The organism is Streptomyces daqingensis (genome assembly GCF_014645895.1).
GTDB lineage: Bacteria > Actinomycetota > Actinomycetes > Streptomycetales > Streptomycetaceae > Streptomyces > Streptomyces daqingensis.
Genome location: NZ_BMMP01000008.1, coordinates 13,541 through 35,506 on the forward strand (window position 1 = coordinate 13,541; position 21,966 = coordinate 35,506).

The window sequence follows — 21,966 nt, forward strand, 5'->3', positions numbered from 1 at the left end:
GGGCGTACGTCCTGCCTTTCCCGGCGCCGTCCGTCAGGCGATGGGGGAACCGGTCGGAGAGCCGGTCGGCGACGGGGTGCCGCCGGACGTGCCTCCGCTGTCGCTGCCTCCGCCGGACGTTCCGCCGCTGTTGCTGCCCCCGCCGGCATCGGTGCCGCCATCGGTCCCGCCGTCAGCGCCACCGTCCGTACCACCGTCGGCACCGCCATCGGTCCCGCCATCGGCGCCGCCGTCCGTACCACCGTCGGCACCGCCATCGGCGCCACCGTCCGTACCACCGTCGGCACCGCCATCGGTCCCGCCGTCAGCGCCACCGTCCGTACCACCGTCAGCGCCGCCGTCGGCGCCACCGTCGGCACCTCCGTTCGCACCGCCGTCGGCGCCCCCGTCGGCGCCGCCGTTGCCTGACGAGTTGCCGTTCGAACCACCGGAGTTACCCGGCTCGCTGCTCGACGGGTCCTCCTCGGGCTCCGAGCTGCTGTCGCTCGGGGCGGGCCGCGTCGAGCTGTCCGACGCCTCGGGCGAACTGCTGTCGTCGCTCGGCTTCCTGGACTTGTCCGCCCTCCGCGCCGGGCTGCTGGAGTCCGGGTCGTCGGCGTTCAGGTCGCTCTCGTCCGGCTGGGACGTCGAGGCGTCCGGCTTGTTGCCCCCGTCGTCGGGGCCGGGTCCGTCGTCGGGCATGGAGCCCAGGCCCATGATCGCGCCCAGTACGGCCATGAGTACGGCGCCGGCTCCCGCAGCGGCCATGTTGGCGCGCTTGCCGGACCTCTGACGGCCGGCCGGGCCGTGCGTCCCCGCAGCGAACTGGCCGGCCTTCTCGTTCTTGTCGACCTTGCCGCTTCCGTCGCCCGCCTGGGAAGCGGTGGCCGCGACGATCGGAGTCGTGTCGTCGTCGCGCCGGTAGGCGGGACGCGGCGCTGCTCCGGACCCCTGACGGAAGGCGGCGCTCAGACGGGACGGCCGGGGCCCCGGGTCCGGCTCGGCGTCCAGCCCTGTCCGGCCCGCAGCGCTGCCGTACAGGGCCTCTTCCCCGTACGGCTCCAGGTCCCCGTAGGGCGTCCCGCGCTCGTAGGCGGGGGTCACGTGCTCGGGCTCGGGCTCCGCCGCGGGCCCGGCGTCCTGCACTGCCGCCTCGACGCTCACCGCTCCCGCCAGGTCCGCGACGAGGGCCAGCGCCCGTCGTCCCGTGTAGGTGCCCTGCTGGTCCCAGAGCGCACCGCGCAGCGCTATCGACGCCTCCAGCTCGACGCGCGCCCGCTCCAGCTCCCCCGTGCAGAGCGCCAGCACTCCCAACTCGTGGTGGAAGTAGGCCTCCTGGGCCACCTCGCCCGCCGTCCGCGCGGCTTCCTGCCCGGCCCTCAGCAGCCGCTCCCACGCGCTCCAGCGCATCGAGACGGCGAGGATGGGAGCAGCCGTACGCGCCAGCAGCACCGCCGAACTGGCGTGGCCGCCGCGGTGCGCCCCGTGCACGGCCGCGAGCACCGCCTCGGCCTCGCCGGCGACCTGGCGGGGGCCGGCCGAGGGCTGGCCCGCCCACCAGCTGTAGTGGTGCGCGGCGCTCAGCGCCCGGTGGTGCGTCCCGTCGGCGAATCCGGCCGCGGTCAGCTCACCGGTGACTCCGGCGGCGAGCTTGTGACGCGGGCCGTGGGCGGTGATGAGACCGGCACCGGCCAGCTCCTCGACGGCGTCCGCCGCCTTGGGCTCGCCCACCAGGGCCGGAAGGTGCTTCTGGTGCGGGAGTTCGCCGCCGAGTGCGAGAGCGAAGCGCAATACCTCCCGCGCCTCCGGCGACAGGTGCTGGGCCACCACGGCGGTCACGCCGCGGGCGCCGCCGGACGAGGTGCGGCCGCGGGACGCGTCGGCCCCGGGCTGCTCCTGAGCGGACGTCGCCCTCGTCAAGTCCCCGGCCGAGCCGTTCCGCAGGAGCGCACCGGCCTGTACGAAGCGCAGCGGCAGGCCCTCCATGGCGCCCTCGACGCCGAACCACAGGTCTCCCGCCGCGTCCAGCTCCTCGTTCGTCAGGGGGCGACGGACGACGAGTTCGAGCAGCTCCAGACATCCCGTCCTGCTGAGGCCGGCCAGCGCGAAGTCCTCCACGTGGGCGTCCGCGGAGGGCGCCGGCACATCCGGGGTGGCGGCGAGGAGGAACGCGCATTCCGGTGTGGCGTCGAGGAGTTGGTCCAGCGCGTCACCGCCGAAGGCGAGGTCGTCGACGACGACGACGGCGCCGACCTCGCGCAGCGCGGCCCGCAGCTCCTCGTCCGAGGGACGGTGCCGGGACGCCGCGTGCACCGCGGAGAACAGCTCCTGCAGCAGGTCCTCCGGCGTGCGCTGGTGGCCGTTGAGGCGTACGACGCCGTCGGGGGCGAGCCCTGCGACGTCCTCGGCCACGGCGTCCAGCAGCGTGGTACGCCCCACGCCCGAGGGCCCGGTGAGGCGGATGGTGCGGCCCCGCGCGAGTTCGCGGGCGATTTCGTCGCGCTCCTCCTCGCGCTCCAGCATCGGTATCGCGGACGCGCTCTGCGCGGCCGCGCCTCCCCCGGCGGCCGCGTCCTCAGAGGAGCCGGATGCCCCGACGCCGCTCCCGGCTCGCTCGCCGGGAGCCAGCTTCCGCGGTGCGGCGGGCAGTTCGTCCGGCGGGCAGGGCTCGATCTCGCTGCCGTCGACGGGGTTGACCGTGACGAGATGCGACCCCGCCACGATCCGCACGAGCGGCACGGGAGCGGGTTCGTGCGCGGAACGGCCGTCCCCGGCGCCCTCCGGTCGTGCGGGGGTGCCGCCGGCGCCTTCCTCCTGCTCACCGCCGTGCTGATTGTCGCCGTGCTGAACCATGCTGGATGCCCCCAGTGACTGCGGTACGGGCACGCCCCGCCTTCATCGGCTTTCTTCCGTCGCAGGTCGACGCGAACGGCAGTACCGGGCGCTGCTTCGGCACAGTATTACCAAGCGGCCAAGACCTGAACCGCTCCGTCAGTTACGGCTTGGTGAGGATCTGCGTCTCCGCGGCCGGGAGCCCGCCCTCGATCGCCAGAATCCGGTGCAAGCGGGTCGCTACCAACAGCCGCTGCATCTGAGGGGGTACGTCGCGGAGCACGAGCCGGCGTCCGCATCGGCCCGCCCTGCGGTGCGCCCCCATGATCACCCCGAGTCCCGTCGCGTCCCAGGAGTCGAGTCCGGCCAGGTCGAGCACCAGGTCGCCGTCGCCGGAGTCGACGGCGGAGTGCAGGACCGTACGGGCGTCCGCCGCGCTCCGGACATCGAGGCGACCCCCGACGGCCAGCTCGGCGTGGTCGCCCCTGATGTGCATAGCTGCTCCCCGGATCTGTCGCTGGTCCGCGTGCCTTCACGTCCGAATGTCACTACGACTGACTGCGTTCCGGGCGGGCTGGTTGCCGTCCGTGCTCGAACCGATACGGAGTTCACCCTCGCGGGGGACGCCGCACCGAACGCGCCGCCGTCGAGCGGTCGTCAGTGTTGTCTCTTCTTCTGCTTCTTCTGTTTGCCGCCGCCGGCCGGAGCCCGTGACGCCGGTCAGTGTCCGCGGTGGCGGTCAGTGCTCGTAGAAGCCGCGACCGCTCTTGCGCCCGATGTCACCCGCGTCGACCATCCTGCGCATCGACTCCGGGGGCGCGAACTTCGGGTCCTGCGACTCGGTGTAGATGTTCTCGCTGGCGTGCAGGAGGATGTCGACGCCCGTGAGGTCGGCCGTCGCCAGGGGTCCCATGGCGTGACCGAAGCCCAGCTTGCAGGCGGTGTCGATGTCTTCCGCGGTGGCCACGCCGGACTCGTGCAGTTTCGCCGCCTCGACCACGAGCGCGGAGATGAGCCGGGTGGTGACGAAGCCGGCCACGTCGCGGTTGACGACGATGCACGTCTTGCCGACCGACTCCGCGAACTGCCGCGCGTCGGCCAGGGTTTCGTCACTCGTGCGGTGTCCGCGCACGAGCTCGCACAGGGCCATCATGGGCACGGGCGAGAAGAAGTGCGTGCCGACTACCCGTTCGGGGCGGGTGGTGGCCGCCGCGATCTTGGTGATGGGAATCGCGGAGGTGTTGGAGGCGAGGATCGTCTCGTCCTTCACCATCGTGTCCAGCCTGCCGAAGATCTCCCGCTTCACTTCGATCTTCTCGAAAACGGCTTCGACGACGACGTCGGCATCGGCCGCGGCGTCCAGGTCGGTGGTCGTGGTGATGCGCTCCAGGGCCGCCTCGGCCTGTTCCGCCTCGAGCTTGCCCTTGCTCACGAACTTCTCATACGAACGCTTGATTCCGTCCGTACCGCGGGTGAGCGCCTCGCCTGTCACATCGCGGAGCACCACGTCCCAACCCGCCTGGGCCGAGACCTGAGCGATACCGGAGCCCATGAGCCCGGCACCGATGACGGCGAGCTTCTTCGCCACGACTGTCACCTAGCCTTGCCTTCAATTGAACGCCTGTTGGCCGGACATTAGCGCCTCACGAAGATCTTGTGGCGGTGAAGAGACACGCGTCACGTCTCACATGGCGGACATCACATTCCCGGCGCCCGATCCGCGCGGCATGACCGGGTTCGGGCGATGCGTCCTGCGCAAAGACCACGGCGGTTGCCCAACTGACGTTACGTGCCGATCAGTTGGGAGGCCAAACGGCACCCCCGCCGACGGTGCGTCGATCTGCGCGCGGCCCGTGCGGCCGCCGCCCCGCAGCCGGAGGGCGCACCTCCCGGGCAGCGCCGCCGCAGAGACCGGGACGCGGCACGGTGGCCGCGCGCCGTGGCCGCCCCGGCGCGAATTCTCATCCTGTTCTCATCCTGATGGCGCCCCGTCCGGCGTGGCTCGATACCGCCCCGCAATTTTTACCGTTCCGTTGTGCGGTGACCGCGGTGCGTGAGGACTTCACCCGACGAGGGGCCGGAATGGCGAAGGAGGAGACTCTCCACGTGCCCGAACCTGCCGCATCCGTGACGCCGGGCACACATCTCTTTCGCATCGCGGACGCACGGCACACACGAATACCGGCATTCCTTACATCACGCCATGCCCGGAATTCCGCCGAGTTTTCGCTCTCCTAACGCAAGGGTTTCCCAAAGAACAGGGGCCTTACTGGACACCGACGGGGCAGCGCGCGCACTCTGCTGGAGTTCGCCCGGCCGCAAACCCCCCGCGGCCGCACCGGAGAGTTCGAGCCAGACAGGAGGAGGCCGTTACATGGCCGTCGAAGGCAGCCCCGAGGAACCGCTTCACGAAGGCGGTGACGACACAAAACTCAAGCGTGAATTCGGGACGATCGGACTGCTGTTCACAGCCGTCGGGTCGATCATCGGTTCCGGCTGGCTCTTCGGTGCCCTCGACGCCGCGCAGCTCGCCGGTCCCGCCGCGATCATCTCCTGGGCGCTCGGCTGCGTCATGTTCGTCATCATCGGGATGACGTACTCCGAGCTCGGCACGATGTTCCCGCACTCGGGCGGCGTCGCGCGGTACCCCCACTACTCGTTCGGCTCGTTCACCAGCTTCTCCATCGGCTGGGTGACCTGGATCGCCGCCGCGGCCGTCGCGCCCGTCGAAGTCCTCGCCGTCGTGCAGTACTCCACCAACTACGTGCCCTGGCTGCAGCGCATCCAGGAGAACGAGGCGGTGCTGACCCCTGCGGGCACGGTCGTCTCGGTAGCGCTCATGGCGGTGTTCGTGATCGTCAACTTCTTCGGGGTGCGCTGGTTCGCGCGTATCAACAATGTGCTCGTGTGGTGGAAGCTCGCCGTCATCCTCGTGGTGATCGCGGTATTCATGGCCCTGAGTTTCGAGCCCTCGCACTTCACCGCCCCCTCGCTCGGCGGATTCGCGCCGTACGGTTCGCAGGGCGTCTTCTCCGCCGTGGCGACAGCGGGTATCGCCTTCTCCTTCTTCGGATTCCGTCAGGGCGTCGAACTCGCCGGCGAGACGGACAATCCCAAGCGCAATGTCCCACTCACCCTCATCGGTTCCGTCGTCATCTGCGGCGTCATCTACATCCTGCTGCAGGTCGCCTTTCTGGGAGCCGTGCCGACGAAAGCGATCAGGGCGGAGGGATGGCAGGCCGTCGGAGCTCACTTCAGTTCGCACGGCGACGTGCTCGCGACTTTCGGCCCCCTCGCCGCCATCGCCGGGATCCTCGGGGCCGTATGGCTCGCCGGCATTCTCTACGCCGACGCCATCATCTCCCCCGGCGACACCGGTCTCATCTACGCCGGCGTCACCGCGCGCATCTCGTACGCGATGGGCCGCAACCGGAACGCGCCCGCCGGGCTCGCGAAGGTCAACCGGACCGGCGTCCCCTGGGTCAGCCTCGTGCTCGCGTTCATCGTCGGCTGCTTCTTCTTCCTGCCGTTCCCGGGCTGGAGCAAGCTGGTCGAGTTCGTCACGAACTCGACGGTGCTCTCCTTCGGCTGCGGCCCGCTGGTGCTGCTCGCCATGCGCAAGCAGATGCCCGACTACAACCGCCCGTTCCGCCTCGGCGACAGGTGGGTGTGGATCATCGGCTTCCTCGCCCTGTGGTCCACGAACCTGATCGTCTACTGGACGGGCTGGGACACCAACTGGAAGCTGTTCATCGCCATCCTCCTCGGCTACGTCCTGATGGCCGTGTACTACAAGGTGGCGAAGCAGCAGACGCCTCCCCTCGACTTCCGGCACGGCTGGTGGCTCCTGGTGTGGTACGCCGGGCTGGCCCTGATCAGCTACCTCGGCGACTACCCCGAGGAGAAGGAGAACGCGGGCAACCTCGGCCTCCTGGACTTCAACCTCGGCGCCGCAGCCACTCTCGTACTGACCGCCATCGTCATATGGCTCGCACTCCGGTGCGCGCTCCCGACGGAGCGCGTACGCGAGATCCTCCAGGACCGGGGCTCCCAGGAGCACTGAACCGGGCCCCCGCACCGAGCGCAGCGAAGCGGGCCCACGGCGGAAGCACGCCGTGGGCCCGCTGCTCGTCCTCCCCGGCGGCCGGGGCGCCGGACGCACGGCAACTCCCCGGCAGCGAGGGCATAGTCTCGACGGCATGGTCAATCTGACGCGCATCTACACCCGGACCGGCGACACGGGCACCACCGCCCTCGGCGACATGAGCCGTACGCACAAGACCGACACACGCATCGCCGCCTACGCGGACGCCAACGAGGCCAACGCCTCGATCGGGGTCGCGCTCGCCCTCGGCGACCTGCCCGAGGAGATCTCCTCGGTGCTGGTGCGTGTCCAGAACGACCTGTTCGACGTAGGCGCCGACCTCGCCACGCCCGTCGTCGAGGACCCGGAGTTCCCGCCGCTGCGCGTCGAGCAGTCCTACATCGACAAGCTGGAAGAGGACTGCGACACCTTCCTCGAAGATCTGGAGAAGCTGCGCAGCTTCATCCTCCCCGGCGGAACCCCCGGCGCGGCGCTTCTCCACCAGGCGTGCACGGTCGTACGGAGGGCCGAGCGCTCCACCTGGGCCGCCCTGGAGGAGCACGGCGACAGCATGAACCCGCTGACGGCGACGTACCTCAACCGCCTCTCCGACCTGCTCTTCATCCTCGCCCGCTCGGCGAACAAGGAGATCGGCGACGTGCTGTGGGTGCCGGGCGAGAACCGCTGACCGAGCCCTCCGGGGCGGGCAGGTGCGCCGCCCCGTGCGGGCGCCGGGTGCGGTTCGGCGCGTTCCCTGCCCGCGGACCGTCAGCCGCAGTCGAGCATCCCGGCGGCGCCCTTGGCCTTCACCACACGTTCCGCGCCGGCCTGCACGCCGGCGCGGAACTGCTCGTCCGCCCGGGCGCGTTGGAGCACCGCGCCGGCCATCTCGGGCAGCACGCCCGCGTCCACGCTGAGGACGACAGTGCCGCCCGCGTCCAGGAAGCGCAGGGCCCGCTCCGCCGGTGGTACGTCCTCGACCGCCTTGGCCGCACCCAGGTCGTCGGAGACGATGACGCCGTCGAAGCCGAGGTCCTCGCGGAGCATGCCGGTGAGGATCTCCGAAGAGAAGGCCGCCATGTTGTCCGGGTCGATCTTGGCGTAGCGCGCGCTGGAGATCATCACCAGCGAATCGCCCGATGACAGCCCTTCCTTGAACGGTCGGAGGTAGGCGTCGTCCCGGGTGGTGACGTCGTCCACGACGTCCTTGCTGTGGTCGGTGTTGCCGATCACCCGCCCCAGGCCGGGGAAGTGCTTGACCGCCGTGGTGACGCCGGCGTCCGCCATGCCCTCCTGGAAGGCGGTGCCGCTCGCGGCGACGGCCTCGGGCGTCGTGCCGTAGTTGCGCTGGAGCTTGCCGACGGGTTCGTTCTCGTCCGAGAGGTCCTCGGGCACGGTGTCCAGTACGGGCGCCAGGTTCACGTTGACGCCCGCCGAGTTCAACTGACCCGCCCAGCCCGCCGCCTGGGAGCGCAGCGCCGCCGGGTCGAGCTTGCCCTGCTCGACGGCCGAGGGCATCGCGTCGAATCCGGGCCCCTTCAGATGCTGGACCTTGCCGCCCTCCTGATCGGCGGAGACCCACAGCGGGACGTCGCCCGTGGCGGCTTCCCTCGCCCGCTCGCTGACCTGACGCGTCGTGTCGACTCCGGCCTCGCTGCCGTTCGTCAGGATGACCCCGCCGAGGTGGAGGTCCTTCACGGCGGCGAGTTCGGCTTCCGCGGGCTCGTCCGCGTCCACGCCGCTGATGAAGAGCTGGCCCACCTGCTGCTCCAGCGTCAGCTCGGCCGCCGTCCGTTCCACGCAGGCGGAGCCGTCCGGCGCGGGGCTCCGCCCGTCGCGGGCCGCCTTCGGGCCGGCCTCACCGCTGCCCGGGAAGGCGACGGCGGTCAGCGTCATCGGTACGGCGGCCAGGGCCAGGACGCCCGTGACGACTGCACCGGCGGCTCGCTTGCTGATCATCTAGGGGTACCTCCACGGGCTGGCGCGCGGTCGGGGGCGTGGTGCGGCACGCAGCACGCTAGGGCCCGCGGCCGCAGCGGGACAGGGGGCCGCCCTGACGGGCTCTCACTTAACCGCATCGTTGCGGCAGGCGACAGTGGTCCCCCCAATGAGGAGGGGCGGCGGAAGGCGTCCGATTTCACCCGCGCCGGAACGGGGACGGCACCGGGATTGGGCGCGCCCCGAACGGGGAAGAACGCCTCGGAATTACAAGCCGGATGTCCCGGTTTTTCCGTCACCCCTCGCCCGGTTGCGGCGCTTAAGCTTTTGTTAAGTCTTCCTTCACCCTGCCCTGAGGTTCTCCTTTCCGGACCCTTCCGCGACCGGAAGGACGCCGACAGAAACCCTGTTCAGAGGCGCATCCGCGTCCGCAATCCGCATTGCTTCGACAGTCTCTGCATACCTCTGATCGCCGATTAAACGGACGGACCGGGCGTACCGCATTCCGCTGGCCCACCCCACGTCGGCAACCAGGAAGAATGCGTCTGAGGCCGCCCGGGGCATTCCCTCTTACGAACCCCGTGACTTAAAGGCGATCACGGACTTCGGCTTTGCCCCCGAATTCCGTGAGTACTATCGCTCCCACAGGCCTGGACCTGATAACTGCAGGTCAGCCAAGAGGGGTTGGAGTTCTGTATGGCCAGCAATGCGAGGCGACGCACGCGTATCACCGTCGCCACGGTGGCGCTCCTGGCGGGCGTCATAGCGGTGCCCGTCGCGAACGGCGCCATCTCCGAGGACGGCGCGGACGTCAAGGGACAGGGCAACCACTGCACCATCGACGCCGGGAGCGGCGAGACGCGGTGTTTCGAGAGCCTGACCGAGGCGACCGGGGTCCCCGGCAGCGAGAAGCTCGTCAGGGCGTCCGGTGACGGCACCCGGAGCACCAAGGCCGGCGCCGACGCGGCGCCGCTCGCCTCCGCGGACGACACCCAGGGCGAGGGGAACATCATGGCCGCGACCCTGTTCGCGGACACCCAGTACGGCGGCGGCTCACTGACCGTCAAGAACGCCGAACTCTGCGACGGCGACGCCGACGACGTCGACTTCCAGATCGACCTCGCCGACGAGTGGAAGGACAAGATCTCCGCCGTCCAGCCCTGGGGCAACTGCACGCTCAACCTGTACTCCGAGCCGGGCCTCGGCGGCGACCGCGACGGACCCTTCGACGAGCTCACCCCGGACATCGGCGACGCGCTGGACGACCGTACGCAGTCCATCAGCTTCAGCTGACCACCTCAGCCGAGACGCAGTGGACGCAGCACCGGTCCCCGCACCACTCGCCTTACCCCCACCCTCGCCGGAGGCATCATGAACCGCCGCAACAAGCTGTCCATGCTGGTGATCGCCATCACCACCCTGGGCGCCACAGCGCTCTTCCCCACGGCCGCGCAGGCCGACGAGGAGCAGCCCACCACCAGAGAACTGCTCGAACAGTGCAACGACGGCACCGACCTGTGCGTCTTCCACCCCTCCGGCCTCCCCGAGGACTCCATGGGCGAGGCCCACCAGGTCGGCGACAGCGCCTTCAACTGCACGGAGAAGACGCAGCGTTCGAGCGTCGGCTGGTCGGACACGACCGGCGAGACCAACACCGTCGGCGTCTCGATGACCGCCGAGTACGGCTTCACCGAGCTGTTCAAGGTGACCATCACGGCGAGCTACCAGCACTCCTGGGAGAGCTCGCACACGGAGGAGCAGCAGACGAACGTCGAGGTCAAGCCCGGCAAGGTCGGCTGGATCACGCGCGAGGCCGCCATGCAGGAGGTCGAGGGCACGTACGAGATGCACTTCGAGGACAAGTTCTACGGCCACCACATCTGGTACGTGCCGTTCACCGCCAAGGGCCCCAAGCCGGACACCCCGAGCACCAAGACCCAGCACACGCGGAAGATGACCAAGAAGGAGAAGAAGCAGCACTGCGGCTGAGCAGGCGCTCCCCCCAGGTCGCCACCCCCCACCGCCGGCCCGGCCCGCGTTCCCGTGCACGCGTGGCCGGGCCTCCGCGCGCGTACGGGCCGAGCCCCTGGCCTCACCTCCTCGCGACCTCGCCGCCTCACCGCCTCGCCGCTTCGCCTCCTCGCCGCCTCGGTCAGCAGGCCCGGAACATCCGTTTTAGGGTGGAACGCGGGATCTGTACGCACCCGCTACCCCGGGAGCGACCATGAGTGACGAGGACCGCACCTCCGGCCGGGAGGAAGAGGACGACCGGAGCCGCGAGGTCGAGGAGTACGACGACTACGACGAGGACTACGGCCCGGAGTACAGCGACGAGTACGACGGCGAGCCTGAGCGGTCGCGGGACGGTTACCCCTCGGGTGTGCAGCGGCCGGCGCGCGACGACGACCCCGACGTCCTCCTCGACGTGCCGCAGCTGCACGTCGACGAGATCGACCTCGAAGTCGAGGACCTGCGGGCCCGGGTCTCCCTGCAGGCCGAGGTCCTGGACATCCTGAAGCTCAACGTCGGCGCGGACGTCGAACTGGGCCGCGTGCACCTGGGCATCAAGGGCGTGGACGTACAGGCCCTGCTCAAGGTCCGCCTCGACAACGTCGCGCAGGTCATCGGCCGCGTCCTGACGACGATCGACCGCAACCCCCAGATCCTCGAACACCTCACCTCGGGCCTGGGCGCCGCCGCGAAGGAGATCGGCGGAGGCGCCGGAGAGGCCGTCGGAGAGCTCGGACGCGGGGCTTCGTCGGCGGTGGAAGACGTCGGCCAGGGCGCCGGCAAGGCGGTCGAGGATGTCGGCGAGGGCGCGGGAAGCGCCGTGCAGGACGTCGGCGAGGGCGCGGGCGAAGGAGTCAAACAGGTCGGACAGGGCGCCGGCAAGGCCGTCGAGGACGTGGGCGAGGGCGCGGGCAGCGCCGTCGAGGACGTCGGCGAAGGCGCGGGAGAGACCGCCAAGAACGTCGGCGAAGGCGCCGGCAAGGCCGTCGGAGACGTGGGCGAGGGCGCGGGCAGCGCCGTCGAGGACGTCGGCGAAGGCGCGGGAGAGACCGCCAAGGACGTCGGCGAAGGCGTCCGGGAGACTGCCGAGGACGTCGGGGAAGGCGTCGGGGAGACCGCCAAGGACGTCGGCGAAGGCGTCGGGGAGACCGCCAAGGACGTCGGCGAAGGCGCGGGGAGAGCGGCAGGTGACGTCGGCGAAGGCGCAGGGGAGACCGCCAAGAACGTCGGCGAAGGGGCGGGCAAGGTCATCGACGAGTCCGGTCGCACGGTGCGCAAGGCCGGCAAGAGTGCCACCCGTACCGCGAAGAAGGCCGGCAAGACGGCGTCCGGCAGCTCGGAGGAGCGGCCCCGGCGACGTCCCACCCGCAGGCGCGACCGCGACGAACCGCCGTGAAACGGCCCGGGCGCGCAGGACGGCGGGTCTCCGGACATCGAGTTCTCGGCGTCGGTGCGGGCCGATGAACTCCGCTTCGCCGACGAGCCTCTGACCGCGGTGCGCTTCCACGGATCGCCCGGACGGGAGTCGACGTCACGCAGCGAGCGGACCAACCTGCCGGAACGCGTCGAGGCGGGAACCGGCTACAGCGACGTACGGGTCGACTACCGGCTGGCGACGCGGCTGCGCGACCCGGGCGAGGCCCCCGACCGGGAGCGCCCGGCCCAGGACACGTCCGATGCGGGAACCTCGGGTCCGGCCGTCACCGACGAGGGTGCCCCACCCCCGGACACCTCCGCGCCGGCCCCCGAGGCCGGCGAGCCGTAGCCGCCGCTCCCCCAGCAGCCACGGCCCACCGGGCCCGAACCGCGGGGCAGCAGCGAGCGGCCCGGCACGGTGGACGTCTCCACCCGCCGAGCCGCTCGGCTCCCCCGCCCTGAAGAGCCCCGGATCCCCCCACCCCAGACCGTGCAGGGCCTTGGGTCCTCCAGCCCCCGCCCTACAGGGCTTTGGGTCCTCTCTCCGCACCGGCCTGAGGCTCCCCCTCGCCGGAGTGGTCGCCGTGCTTCGGGGTCTTGGGCCAGATCGTGTAGGAGAGCGCGATGATCACGCTGATGCCCACGACGAGGCCCATCTTCCCCTGCCACTCGCGCAGCGTGGCGCTCTGCCCCGGGTCGCCCACGTACCAGACCGCGAGCTGCAGCAGGACCGCGGCGATCGCGGCCGCCCCCACGGCCCGCGCGCACATCTTCCACTCGTGCACCGCCCTGGCCATGCCGTAGCGCGGCGGTCCCGGCCGCGGCCCGCCCGCGAACCGGTGCAGTACGTGCCCGTCCGCCCACTTGATCATGTAGTGGCCGTGCGTGACGGTGAAGCCGATGTAGACCGCGGCCAGGCCGTGCTTCCAGTCCGGTGTCGCGCCGCTGCGCAAGTCGACCGCCGTGACCACCAGCAGCACCACTTCCAGCAGCGGCTCGCAGAGCAGCACGGCGACACCGGCACGCGGCATCCGCGCCAGGTAGCGCAGCGCGAGGCCGGCCGCGAGCAGCGCCCAGAAGCCGACCTCGCACATCACGATGAGCGTGACGATCACGCCTGCCTCCTCCGTCTCGGCTCCGCCCCCAGCGTTCCAGCCGCCGGTGTGGCCGGGCGTCCTCACCGGCGACGATTCACGCGCAGCCGCACTGCATCCTTCGATGTACCGGCCTCGTCCGAAGCGGGGGCGCGTCGCACCGGGCACCCGTGCTGAGATGGGTCCATGCCTGGCACGTCCCGCTCCCCGAACGCGCAGCCGCGCACCACGGACGGCCCGCGATCCCTCTCCGCGCCGCGCCCCTCCGCGGCCCCGCGCGGCGAGCCCCACCGCGGAACGCGCCGCCTCGACGCGCTGCGCCCGCACCGCGACGGCGTGCTCATCGCGCTCTCCGGGTTCGCCGGCGGCCTGATCCTGTGGAAGCTGGGCCTGTACAACACCCCTGCCGTAGGCCGCCGTTACGGCGCCTGGCTGCTCGTCCCGCTCGCCGTCATGTGCCTCACGGCGCTCGGCCGCAGGTCGGCCCAGCCGTGGGCGCTGGCGGTCGCGGTCGCGGCGCTCGCCGGGGATTTCATGATGGGCTCCCTGCTCGCCACCGTGATCGTCTTCACCGACATCGTGTACGCCGCCGTCCTGTACGGCCCTCCGCGCACCGCCCGTGCCGTGCTCCCGGGCAGCGTCGCCGTGACGGTGGCCGTCACGCTGGGGCTCATGGCCGCCTTCCGCAAATCGGAGACGCTGCTGCTGGGCGTGCTCTGCGCGGGGATCACCATCGTGCCCGCGTGGACGGGTCTGGTCGTCCGCGACCACCGCAACGCGGCCGCCGCCGAACGGCTGCGCGCCGAACAGACGGCGCTGCTGGCCGAGATGGACCGCGTGCAGGCCGTCACCGCCGAACGCGCCCGTATGGCCCGGGAGTTGCACGACGTCGTCGCCAACCACCTCTCCGCCATCGCCATCCACTCCACGGCGGCCCTCTCCATGAGCGGCGCCGGGGAGCAGCGGGACGGCGGAGACGAGGACGGTCCTGCGGACACGTCCGACGGGTTCCGCGAGGCGGCGGACGAGGCGCTCGGCGTCATCCGCCGGAACAGCGTGCAGGGGCTCGCGGAGATGCGCCGCCTCATCGGACTGCTCCGGGACCCGCACGACGACGGGACGCCGCCCACCTCCCCCACCCTGGCCGGACTCGACGCCCTCATCGACCGGGCGCGCACCGGCGCGGCGGGAACCGGGCTGCGCTTCACGCTGCGCGACGGCAGGGAGCCCGCGTCCGAGGAGACGCCGCTGCCCGCACCGGTGGAGCTGGCCGCGTACCGCGTCGTACAGGAGTCGCTGACCAACGCGCTCAAGCACGCGGGAGACGGCACGGTCGTGGTGGAGCTGCACTGCGACTCGGGTGAGGCTGCCGCAGCCGCAACGGCCCTCACGGTGCGCGTCACCAGCCCGCTGGACGGCGTCCGGCGCAGTGCCGCCCCGCGCGCGCCGGGCTCCGGCGCGGGCCTCATCGGCATGCGCGAGCGCGTGGAGCTGCTCGGCGGCGAGCTGCGCGTGGGCCCCGCGGCGGACGCCCGGGGTTCCGCGGTGTGGGAGGTCAGGGCCGAACTGCCCGTCGACGAGAGGAGTCTCCGGTGAGGGACGAGACCGACGTCCCGCCGCCCGTCCGCGTGCTCGTCGCCGAGGATCAGCAGGCCGTGCGGGCAGGCCTCGTCCTGATCCTGCGCCACGCCAGGGGCATCGAGGTCGCCGGAGAGGCCGGCGACGGCGAGGAGGCGGTGCGGCTCGCCCGTGAACTCCGCCCGGACGTCGTGCTCATGGACGTCCAGATGCCCCGCCTCGACGGCGTCACGGCGACGGAGCGCATCACCCGCGAGCGACTGGCGGACGTGCTGGTGCTGACGACCTTCGACCTCGACGAGTACGTCTTCGGCGCGCTGCGCGCCGGAGCGGCCGGATTCCTCCTCAAGGACAGCGAGGCGGCACAGGTGGTGGAGGCCGTACGGACCGTCGCCCGCGGCGAGGGGATGGTCGCACCAGCCGTGACCCGGCGCCTCATCGCGGAGTTCGCCCGTTCCGGCGGGCGGAGTCCCGCACCCGCTCGTCCGTGCCCTCCGGGACTCGACGAACTCACCCCACGCGAACGAGAAGTGCTCGGCTGCCTCGGCGCGGGCCTCTCCAACGCGGAGGCGGCAGCCCGGCTCGGAACGGCGGAGGCCACGGTGAAGACCCACGTCAGCCGGCTGCTGGCCAAGCTCGGCCTGCGCAGCCGCACCCAGGCCGCCGTACTCGCCCAGGAGTCGGGCATCACCGGGGGCTGAGCCCCGAGGCGGCCCCGCCACCGGCACCCGTCTTCAGGGACGGATGTACGGACACGGACAATTGCAGCATGCACCAACTGACGTCCGGGACGCGGAGCCGTCCGTCATGACCGGAGTGCTCACAGGGTTCGCGGTGATCGCATGCGTCATCGCCACCGGCTACGCGCTCGGCAGGCACGGGCTCCTGGGGGCCAACGGTCCCGAGGTCCTCACCAAGCTCGCCTTCCACGTCGCCACTCCCGCTCTCCTCTTCGAGACCATGGCACGGGCCGACCTCACGGCGCTCACCTCGGGCCCGCTGCTGATCACGGCGCTCAGCACCTTCGCCGTCGCCGGTTTCTACCTGGGTGTGGCGGCCCTGCGCCGCTGGCCGCCCGGCGAGAGCACCGTCGGCGCGATGTGCGCCAGTTACGTCAACGCGGGCAACCTGGGGATTCCCGTCGCCGCGTACGTACTGGGCGACGCCACGCTGATGGCGCCGATCATCCTCTTCCAGCAGCTCGTGATCTCCCCCGTCGCGCTCACCGCACTCGACGTCTTCTCGGAGCGTTCGGGGCAGCGCGGTGGCGTCGTGCGGCGCCTGACGACACCGTTCCGCAATCCGGTCGTCGTCGGTTCTCTGACGGGAGTGGCGGTGGCGGCCACCGGGCTCACCCTTCCCGGGCCCGTGCTCGAACCGTTCCAGCTGGTGGGCGCGGTGTCCGTGCCGGCCGTGCTGCTGGCCTTCGGGATGTCCCTGCGCGGCAGCGCGGTCCTCTCCAAGGAACACGAGCGACTGCCGGTCGTACTGGCGGTGGTGTGCAAAGCCGTCGGACAGCCGCTGGTGGCGTGGGCGATCGGGGCGGGAGCCTTCGGACTGACCGGCGGGGCGCTCTTCGCCGTGGTGGTGACGTCCGCGCTGCCGTCGGCGCAGAACCTGTTCACCTACGCGTCGCGGTACGACCTCGGTACGCGGCTCGCCAGGGAGTCCATCCTGCTCTCCACGCTGGCGGCGGCGCCCGTGCTGGTGCTCGTCGCCGCGCTCCTCGGCTGAGCGGCGCCTCGCAGACGGTTCGACGCGGGCGGCTCAGGCCACGTTGGCGCGCTGGCCGGGCGGTGCCGCCTCCAGCCAGGCGAGGAAGCCCGTCAGCGCGTCCTCGCTCATGGCCAGCTCGACCCGCGTGCCGTGCAGGGAGCAGGCCAGGATCACCGCGTCGGAGAGGAGCGCCAGCTCCTCCTCGCCCTCGGGGCGGCGGCGCTGGATGACCTCGATCAGGTTGCGCTCCAGGAAGCGGCGGGGGCGCGGAGCGTAGGAGAAGACACGGAACCACTCGATCTGGTCACCGTTGTAGCGGGCGATGCCGTACGCCCAGCCCTTGCCCCCGTGCCCCCGGTCATGCTCGCGGGCGTGATCGCGTTCACGGGCGGGCTCGCGGCCGGATTCGAGCCCCCCGTCACGGCTTCGCGCCTGGTCGTCGTGGGCCGTCTCGTCGGCGTACACGGCGGGCTCGGGCGCGTCCCACCGCAGGTTGCAGTCGAAAGTGCCGCCGGAGCGCTGCAGCAGCCGGCGGCGCACCCCGAAGGCGAACAGACCCGCCAGCGCCAGCAGCAGGGCCGCGCCGCACAGGGACAGAACGAGGACCATCATCACCGACCTCCTCGCACTCTCTCGTACCGCATGTGACGCGGTGACCCCGGGACCGCCGGATCTAGTGGATCCCGCGTTCCCCTCTGTATGGGCTCAGCCGCGGGCCGGTCCGGGGTTACCCGGGCCAGCCCGCGGCTGAGCTTCGTACCAGTCGTGCCGGACGTCGCGCCCGGCGTCGGGCGCCTCAGCGGCCCGCCGCCGCGCGCACACGGACCTCGGCGCGCCGCTCGGCGGCCGTGTCGGCCTCCGACTTCGCCCGCTCCAGGGCCCGCTCCGCCCGCTCGACGTCGATCTCGTCCGCAAGCTCCGCGATCTCCGCGAGCAGCGACAGCTTGTCGTCCGCGAAGGAGAGGAACCCGCCGTGCACCGCGGCGACGACTGAGCCCTCACCGCTTTCGCCCGCTGTGCGGATGGTGACCGAACCCGGCTCCAGCACGCCGAGCAGCGGCTGGTGGCCGGGCATGACGCCGATGTCGCCCGAAGTGGTGCGCGCGACGACCAGGCTGGCCTCGCCCGACCAGACCTGACGGTCCGCGGCGACCAACTCGACGTGCAGCTCAGCCACAGTGGCTCCTTCGTAGGTTAGGAAAAGGATAAGGGGTGCGGAGGCGGGGACGTACCGAGGGCTGTCGCACCCCGGGCCGGCCCCGCCGACCGTACGGGCCTGGCGTCAGGAGACGCCCAGTTCCTTGGCCTTGGCCTTGAGGTCCTCCAGGCCACCGCACATGAAGAACGCCTGCTCCGGGAAGTGGTCGTACTCGCCGTCGGCGATCGCGTTGAAGGCCGCGATCGACTCGTCCAGCGGCACGTCCGAGCCGTCCAGGCCGGTGAACTGCTTCGCCGCGTGGGTGTTCTGCGACAGGAAGCGCTCGATACGGCGGGCGCGGCTGACGGTGAGCTTGTCCTCCTCGGAGAGCTCGTCGATGCCGAGAATCGAGATGATGTCCTGCAGGTCCTTGTACTTCTGCAGGATCCCGATCACGCGCTGGGCGCAGTCGTAGTGGTCCTGCGAGATGTAGCGCGGGTCCAGGATGCGGGACGTCGAGTCCAGCGGGTCCACCGCCGGGTAGATGCCCTTCTCCGAGATCGGCCGGGAGAGGACGGTCGTCGCGTCGAGGTGCGCGAACGTCGTCGCCGGGGCCGGGTCGGTGAGGTCGTCCGCGGGCACGTAGATCGCCTGCATCGAGGTGATGGAGTGACCACGGGTCGAGGTGATGCGCTCCTGGAGCACACCCATCTCGTCCGCCAGGTTCGGCTGGTAGCCCACCGCGGAGGGCATGCGGCCGAGCAGCGTGGAGACCTCGGAACCGGCCTGCGTGAAGCGGAAGATGTTGTCGATGAAGAACAGCACGTCCTGCTTCTGCACATCGCGGAAGTACTCCGCCATGGTCAGACCGGCCAGGGCGACGCGGAGACGGGTCCCCGGCGGCTCGTCCATCTGCCCGAAGACCAGCGCGGTCTGCGGGAGGACGCCCGACTCGGCCATCTCGTCGATGAGGTCGTTGCCCTCACGCGTACGCTCGCCCACACCCGCGAAGACGGAAACACCCTCGTGCAGCTTCGCCACACGCATGATCATTTCCTGGATGAGGACGGTCTTGCCGACGCCCGCGCCGCCGAACAGGCCGATCTTTCCGCCCTTGACGTAAGGCGTCAACAGGTCGACGACCTTCAGGCCCGTCTCGAACATCTCGGTCTTCGACTCGAGCTGATCGAAGGCGGGGGCCTTCCGGTGGATCGGCCAGCGCTCGGTGACCTCGGACTCGGCCTCCGGCTCGTTGAGGATCTTGCCGAGGGTGTTGAAGACGCGGCCCTTGGTGACGTCGCCGACGGGCACCGTGATGCCGTCGCCCGTGTCGGTCACCTCGGCCTGGCGGACCAGGCCGTCGGTCGGCTCCATGGCGATGGCGCGGACGACGCCCTCCCCGAGGTGCTGCGCGACCTCGAGGGTGAGGGTCTTCTTCTTGCCCGCCTCGGCGGGGTCGGCGATGTCGACCTTCAGCGCGTTGTAGATGTCCGGCATGGCGTCGACGGGGAACTCCACGTCGACGACCGGGCCGATGACCCGTGCGACGCGGCCCGCCGCCGTGGCCTGCTCAACAGTAGTGGTCATGGTTAGCGGTCACTCCCCGCAGAAGCGTCAGCCAGCGCGCTCGCGCCACCGACGATCTCGCTGATTTCCTGGGTGATGTCGGCCTGGCGGGCCGCGTTGGCAAGCCGCGTCAGCGACTTGATGAGGTCCTCGGCGTTGTCCGTCGCCGACTTCATCGCGCGCCGCGTGGCGGCGTGCTTCGAAGCGGCGGCCTGCAACAGCGCGTTGTAGATGCGGCTCTCGACGTACCGCGGCAGCAGCGCGTCGAGCACCTCCTCCGCAGAAGGCTCGAAGTCGTACAGCGGCCGGATCTCGGGCCCCTTCTTGATGTGGCCCTCGATGACCTCCGCCGACTCCTCCGCCGTCTCCTTGAAGCTCAGCGGAAGCATCCGGTCCTTGACCGGCGTCTGCGTCATCATCGACACGAACTCGGTGTAGACGATGTGGAGTTCGTCAACGCTGTGCTCGGAGCCCCGCTCGGCCTGGATCGCCTCGATCAGTGGCTCGGCCACCGCCTTGGCGTCGGCGTACGTGGGGTTGTCCGTGAAGCCGGACCACGACTTGGCGATCACACGCTCGCGGAAGCGGTAGTACGTCACACCGCGGGTACCCACGATGTAGTTGACGACCTCTTTCCCCTCCCCGATCAGCCGGTTGGTGAGCTGGTCGGCCGCCTTGATGGCGTTCGAGTTGTAGCCGCCGGCCAGACCGCGGTCGCTCACGATGAGCAGAACCGCGGCCCGCGTGGGCCTCTCCACCTCGGTGGTGAGCGGGTGCTCGACGTTCGAGCCCGTGGCGACCGCGGTCACCGCGCGGGTGAGCTCGGTCGAGTACGGCTCGGACGCGGCCACCCTGCGTTGCGCCTTGACGATGCGCGAGGCGGCGATCATCTCCATCGCCCTGGTGATCTTCTTGGTCGCAGTGACGGATTTGATCCGCCGCTTGTAGACCCTGGTCTGAGCACCCATGGCTCAGTCCTCGCCCAGGAGCTTGCCGTCCGAGGTCTCGAACTGCTTCTTGAAGGCGTCCACCGCGTCGCCGAGCGCCTGAAGCGTGTCGTCGGACATCTTGCCGCCCTCGACGATGCTGGTCAGCAGGCCCTTGTGCTCGCGGTGCATGTACTCCAGCAGTTCGCGCTCGAACTTGCGGATGTCCTCGACCGGAACGTCGTCCATCTTGCCGCTGGTGCCCGACCAGACGGAGACGACCTGGTCCTCGGTCGAGAACGGGTTGTACTGCGACTGCTTCAGCAGCTCCGTCACGCGCTTACCGCGCTCGAGCGCGCCCTTGGAGGCGTCGTCCAGGTCGGAACCGAAGGCGGCGAACGCCTCCAGCTCGCGGTACTGGGCGAGGTCCACACGGAGCGAACCGGTGATCTGCCGGATCGCCTTGTGCTGCGCGGAACCACCCACACGGGAGACGGAGATACCCACGTTCAGCGCCGGGCGCTGGCCCGCGTTGAACAGGTCGGACTCCAGGAAGCACTGCCCGTCGGTGATGGAGATGACGTTGGTCGGAATGAACGCCGACACGTCGTTCGCCTTCGTCTCGACGATCGGCAGACCCGTCATCGAGCCCTTGCCCATGTCGTCGGAGAGCTTCGCGCAGCGCTCCAGCAGCCGGGAGTGCAGGTAGAAGACGTCGCCCGGGTAGGCCTCGCGGCCCGGCGGGCGGCGCAGCAGCAGCGACACGGCGCGGTAGGCGTCGGCCTGCTTGGTCAGGTCGTCGAAGACGACGAGGACGTGCTTGCCCTGGTACATCCAGTGCTGGCCGATCGCGCTGCCGGTGTAGGGCGCGATGTACTTGAAGCCGGCCGGGTCGGACGCGGGGGCGGCGACGATCGTCGTGTACTCCAGCGCGCCGGCCTCCTCCAGCGCACCGCGCACGGACGCGATGGTGGAGCCCTTCTGGCCGATGGCGACGTAGATGCAGCGGACCTGCTTGTCCGGGTCGCCGGTGCGCCAGTTGTCGCGCTGGTTGATGATCGTGTCGACGCAGAGCGCCGTCTTGCCGGTCTGCCGGTCGCCGATGATCAGCTGACGCTGGCCGCGGCCGATCGGGGTCATGGTGTCGACGGCCTTGTAACCCGTCTCCATCGGCTCGTGCACCGACTTGCGGTCCATGACCGAAGGGGCCTGGAGTTCGAGGGCGCGGCGGCCCTCGGACTCGATGTCGCCGAGGCCGTCGACGGGTGCACCCAGCGGGTCCACGACGCGGCCGAGGTAGCCGTCGCCGACCGGAACCGACAGGACCTCGCCGGTGCGGCGCACCTGCTGGCCCTCCTCGATACCGCTGAACTCACCGAGGACCACCGCACCGACCTCGCGCTCCTCGAGGTTGAGGGCGAGGCCGAGGGTGCCGTCCTCGAACTTCAGCAGCTCGTTAGCCATGGCCGAGGGCAGTCCCTCGACCTTCGCGATGCCGTCGCCGGCAACGCTGACCGTCCCGACCTCTTCGCGCGAGGCCGCGTCCGGCTCGTACGACTGGACGAAATTCTCCAGCGCGTCCCGGATCTCATCCGGCCGGATCGTGAGCTCCGCCATCTGGGTTCCCTGCTCTCCTTGTTGGGACCGTATCGATCTTCTACGGCCCAACTCGGGCCGCTAAGTGATGCT

19 protein-coding genes are annotated in these 21,966 nt (G+C 70.6%); 9 read left to right on the forward strand and 10 right to left on the reverse strand.

Annotated elements, in window-relative coordinates:
• Nucleotides 1–33: 33 nt before the first annotated feature.
• The 3 genes from IEY56_RS13170 to IEY56_RS13180 all read right to left on the reverse strand — a co-directional run bounded on the left by IEY56_RS13170 (nt 34) and on the right by IEY56_RS13180 (nt 4,399).
• Nucleotides 34–2,832 (reverse strand): ATP-binding protein, encoded by a 2,799-nt coding sequence (locus tag IEY56_RS13170; protein WP_189037365.1) that lies wholly within the window; start codon nt 2,830–2,832, stop codon nt 34–36.
• Between the two features lie 142 nt (nt 2,833–2,974).
• Complete coding sequence (locus IEY56_RS13175; RefSeq protein WP_045862606.1) at nt 2,975–3,307, reverse strand: STAS domain-containing protein; 333 nt, start codon at nt 3,305–3,307, stop codon at nt 2,975–2,977.
• Between the two features lie 243 nt (nt 3,308–3,550).
• Nucleotides 3,551–4,399 carry a 3-hydroxyacyl-CoA dehydrogenase family protein gene (locus tag IEY56_RS13180; protein ID WP_189037366.1) on the reverse strand — a complete coding sequence of 283 codons (849 nt, stop codon included), beginning with the start codon at nt 4,397–4,399 and terminating at the stop codon, nt 3,551–3,553.
• Between the two features lie 786 nt (nt 4,400–5,185).
• Here IEY56_RS13180 and IEY56_RS13185 point away from each other — a divergent pair.
• A complete protein-coding gene (locus tag IEY56_RS13185) occupies nt 5,186–6,874 on the forward strand; it encodes an APC family permease (RefSeq protein ID WP_189037367.1) in 1,689 nt (562 codons plus the stop codon).
• A 136-nt stretch (nt 6,875–7,010) separates the two neighbouring features.
• Nucleotides 7,011–7,583 carry a cob(I)yrinic acid a,c-diamide adenosyltransferase gene (locus IEY56_RS13190; RefSeq protein WP_189037368.1) on the forward strand — a complete coding sequence of 191 codons (573 nt, stop codon included), beginning with the start codon at nt 7,011–7,013 and terminating at the stop codon, nt 7,581–7,583.
• 80 nt (nt 7,584–7,663) lie between these two features.
• Here the strand turns inward: IEY56_RS13190 and IEY56_RS13195 are convergent, their stop codons facing one another.
• Nucleotides 7,664–8,854, reverse strand: coding sequence for a glycoside hydrolase family 3 N-terminal domain-containing protein (locus IEY56_RS13195; protein WP_229711856.1), 1,191 nt, complete (start codon nt 8,852–8,854; stop codon nt 7,664–7,666).
• Between the two features lie 675 nt (nt 8,855–9,529).
• Between IEY56_RS13195 and IEY56_RS13200 the strand changes: the two genes are divergently transcribed.
• The 4 genes from IEY56_RS13200 (at nt 9,530) to IEY56_RS28440 (ending at nt 12,608) form a co-directional block, all read left to right on the forward strand.
• Nucleotides 9,530–10,126 carry a hypothetical protein gene (locus IEY56_RS13200; RefSeq protein ID WP_189037369.1) on the forward strand — a complete coding sequence of 199 codons (597 nt, stop codon included), beginning with the start codon at nt 9,530–9,532 and terminating at the stop codon, nt 10,124–10,126.
• A 78-nt stretch (nt 10,127–10,204) separates the two neighbouring features.
• Nucleotides 10,205–10,822: a hypothetical protein gene (locus IEY56_RS13205; RefSeq protein WP_189037370.1), complete on the forward strand. Its 618-nt coding sequence runs from the start codon at nt 10,205–10,207 to the stop codon at nt 10,820–10,822.
• A 235-nt stretch (nt 10,823–11,057) separates the two neighbouring features.
• The gene (locus IEY56_RS28840) at nt 11,058–12,239 is read left to right on the forward strand and encodes a hypothetical protein (RefSeq protein WP_268241328.1); all 1,182 of its coding nucleotides are present in this window, start codon (nt 11,058–11,060) and stop codon (nt 12,237–12,239) included.
• Between the two features lie 54 nt (nt 12,240–12,293).
• Entirely contained in the window at nt 12,294–12,608 is a 315-nt protein-coding gene (locus IEY56_RS28440) for a hypothetical protein (RefSeq protein ID WP_229711857.1), read from the forward strand.
• A gap of 172 nt (nt 12,609–12,780) precedes the next feature.
• Here the strand turns inward: IEY56_RS28440 and IEY56_RS13220 are convergent, their stop codons facing one another.
• The gene (locus IEY56_RS13220; protein ID WP_229711858.1) at nt 12,781–13,374 is read right to left on the reverse strand and encodes a hypothetical protein; all 594 of its coding nucleotides are present in this window, start codon (nt 13,372–13,374) and stop codon (nt 12,781–12,783) included.
• Nucleotides 13,375–13,539: 165 nt separating this feature from the next.
• Here IEY56_RS13220 and IEY56_RS13225 point away from each other — a divergent pair, with 165 nt between their 5' ends.
• The 3 genes from IEY56_RS13225 (at nt 13,540) to IEY56_RS13235 (ending at nt 16,665) form a co-directional block, all read left to right on the forward strand.
• Nucleotides 13,540–14,949 carry a sensor histidine kinase gene (locus IEY56_RS13225; RefSeq protein ID WP_189037372.1) on the forward strand — a complete coding sequence of 470 codons (1,410 nt, stop codon included), beginning with the start codon at nt 13,540–13,542 and terminating at the stop codon, nt 14,947–14,949.
• On the forward strand, nt 14,946–15,632 hold the full coding sequence (locus IEY56_RS13230) for a response regulator (RefSeq protein WP_189037373.1): 687 nt from the start codon (nt 14,946–14,948) through the stop codon (nt 15,630–15,632). The genes IEY56_RS13225 and IEY56_RS13230 overlap by 4 nt, the downstream gene beginning before the upstream one ends.
• Nucleotides 15,633–15,738: 106 nt before the next feature.
• Nucleotides 15,739–16,665 carry an AEC family transporter gene (locus IEY56_RS13235; protein WP_189037374.1) on the forward strand — a complete coding sequence of 309 codons (927 nt, stop codon included), beginning with the start codon at nt 15,739–15,741 and terminating at the stop codon, nt 16,663–16,665.
• A 33-nt stretch (nt 16,666–16,698) separates the two neighbouring features.
• Here the strand turns inward: IEY56_RS13235 and IEY56_RS13240 are convergent, their stop codons facing one another.
• From IEY56_RS13240 to atpA, 5 genes are all read right to left on the reverse strand, one after another.
• Nucleotides 16,699–17,256 (reverse strand): DUF2550 domain-containing protein, encoded by a 558-nt coding sequence (locus IEY56_RS13240; protein ID WP_229711887.1) that lies wholly within the window; start codon nt 17,254–17,256, stop codon nt 16,699–16,701.
• A gap of 187 nt (nt 17,257–17,443) precedes the next feature.
• On the reverse strand, nt 17,444–17,824 hold the full coding sequence (locus IEY56_RS13250; RefSeq protein ID WP_189037375.1) for a F0F1 ATP synthase subunit epsilon: 381 nt from the start codon (nt 17,822–17,824) through the stop codon (nt 17,444–17,446).
• A 105-nt stretch (nt 17,825–17,929) separates the two neighbouring features.
• The gene (gene atpD, locus IEY56_RS13255; protein WP_189037376.1) at nt 17,930–19,372 is read right to left on the reverse strand and encodes a F0F1 ATP synthase subunit beta; all 1,443 of its coding nucleotides are present in this window, start codon (nt 19,370–19,372) and stop codon (nt 17,930–17,932) included.
• A 2-nt stretch (nt 19,373–19,374) separates the two neighbouring features.
• The gene (locus tag IEY56_RS13260) at nt 19,375–20,319 is read right to left on the reverse strand and encodes a F0F1 ATP synthase subunit gamma (protein ID WP_189037377.1); all 945 of its coding nucleotides are present in this window, start codon (nt 20,317–20,319) and stop codon (nt 19,375–19,377) included.
• Between the two features lie 3 nt (nt 20,320–20,322).
• On the reverse strand, nt 20,323–21,894 hold the full coding sequence (gene atpA, locus IEY56_RS13265; RefSeq protein ID WP_189037378.1) for a F0F1 ATP synthase subunit alpha: 1,572 nt from the start codon (nt 21,892–21,894) through the stop codon (nt 20,323–20,325).
• Between the last annotated feature and the right edge of the window lie 72 nt (nt 21,895–21,966).

Bases quoted from the DNA above. Each gene is read 5' to 3' on its own strand.
- IEY56_RS13185 (WP_189037367.1), top strand. From the start codon at position 5,186: ATGGCCGTCGAAGGCAGCCCCGAGGAACCGCTTCACGAAGGCGGTGAC.
- IEY56_RS28840 (WP_268241328.1), top strand. From the start codon at position 11,058: ATGAGTGACGAGGACCGCACCTCCGGCCGGGAGGAAGAGGACGACCGG.
- IEY56_RS13240 (WP_229711887.1), bottom strand. From the start codon at position 17,256: ATGGTCCTCGTTCTGTCCCTGTGCGGCGCGGCCCTGCTGCTGGCGCTG.
- IEY56_RS13175 (WP_045862606.1), bottom strand. From the start codon at position 3,307: ATGCACATCAGGGGCGACCACGCCGAGCTGGCCGTCGGGGGTCGCCTC.
- IEY56_RS13225 (WP_189037372.1), top strand. From the start codon at position 13,540: ATGCCTGGCACGTCCCGCTCCCCGAACGCGCAGCCGCGCACCACGGAC.
- IEY56_RS13190 (WP_189037368.1), top strand. From the start codon at position 7,011: ATGGTCAATCTGACGCGCATCTACACCCGGACCGGCGACACGGGCACC.
- atpA (WP_189037378.1), bottom strand. From the start codon at position 21,894: ATGGCGGAGCTCACGATCCGGCCGGATGAGATCCGGGACGCGCTGGAG.
- IEY56_RS13205 (WP_189037370.1), top strand. From the start codon at position 10,205: ATGAACCGCCGCAACAAGCTGTCCATGCTGGTGATCGCCATCACCACC.
- IEY56_RS13195 (WP_229711856.1), bottom strand. From the start codon at position 8,854: ATGATCAGCAAGCGAGCCGCCGGTGCAGTCGTCACGGGCGTCCTGGCC.
- IEY56_RS13170 (WP_189037365.1), bottom strand. From the start codon at position 2,832: ATGGTTCAGCACGGCGACAATCAGCACGGCGGTGAGCAGGAGGAAGGC.
- atpD (WP_189037376.1), bottom strand. From the start codon at position 19,372: ATGACCACTACTGTTGAGCAGGCCACGGCGGCGGGCCGCGTCGCACGG.
- IEY56_RS13200 (WP_189037369.1), top strand. From the start codon at position 9,530: ATGGCCAGCAATGCGAGGCGACGCACGCGTATCACCGTCGCCACGGTG.
- IEY56_RS13260 (WP_189037377.1), bottom strand. From the start codon at position 20,319: ATGGGTGCTCAGACCAGGGTCTACAAGCGGCGGATCAAATCCGTCACT.
- IEY56_RS13235 (WP_189037374.1), top strand. From the start codon at position 15,739: ATGACCGGAGTGCTCACAGGGTTCGCGGTGATCGCATGCGTCATCGCC.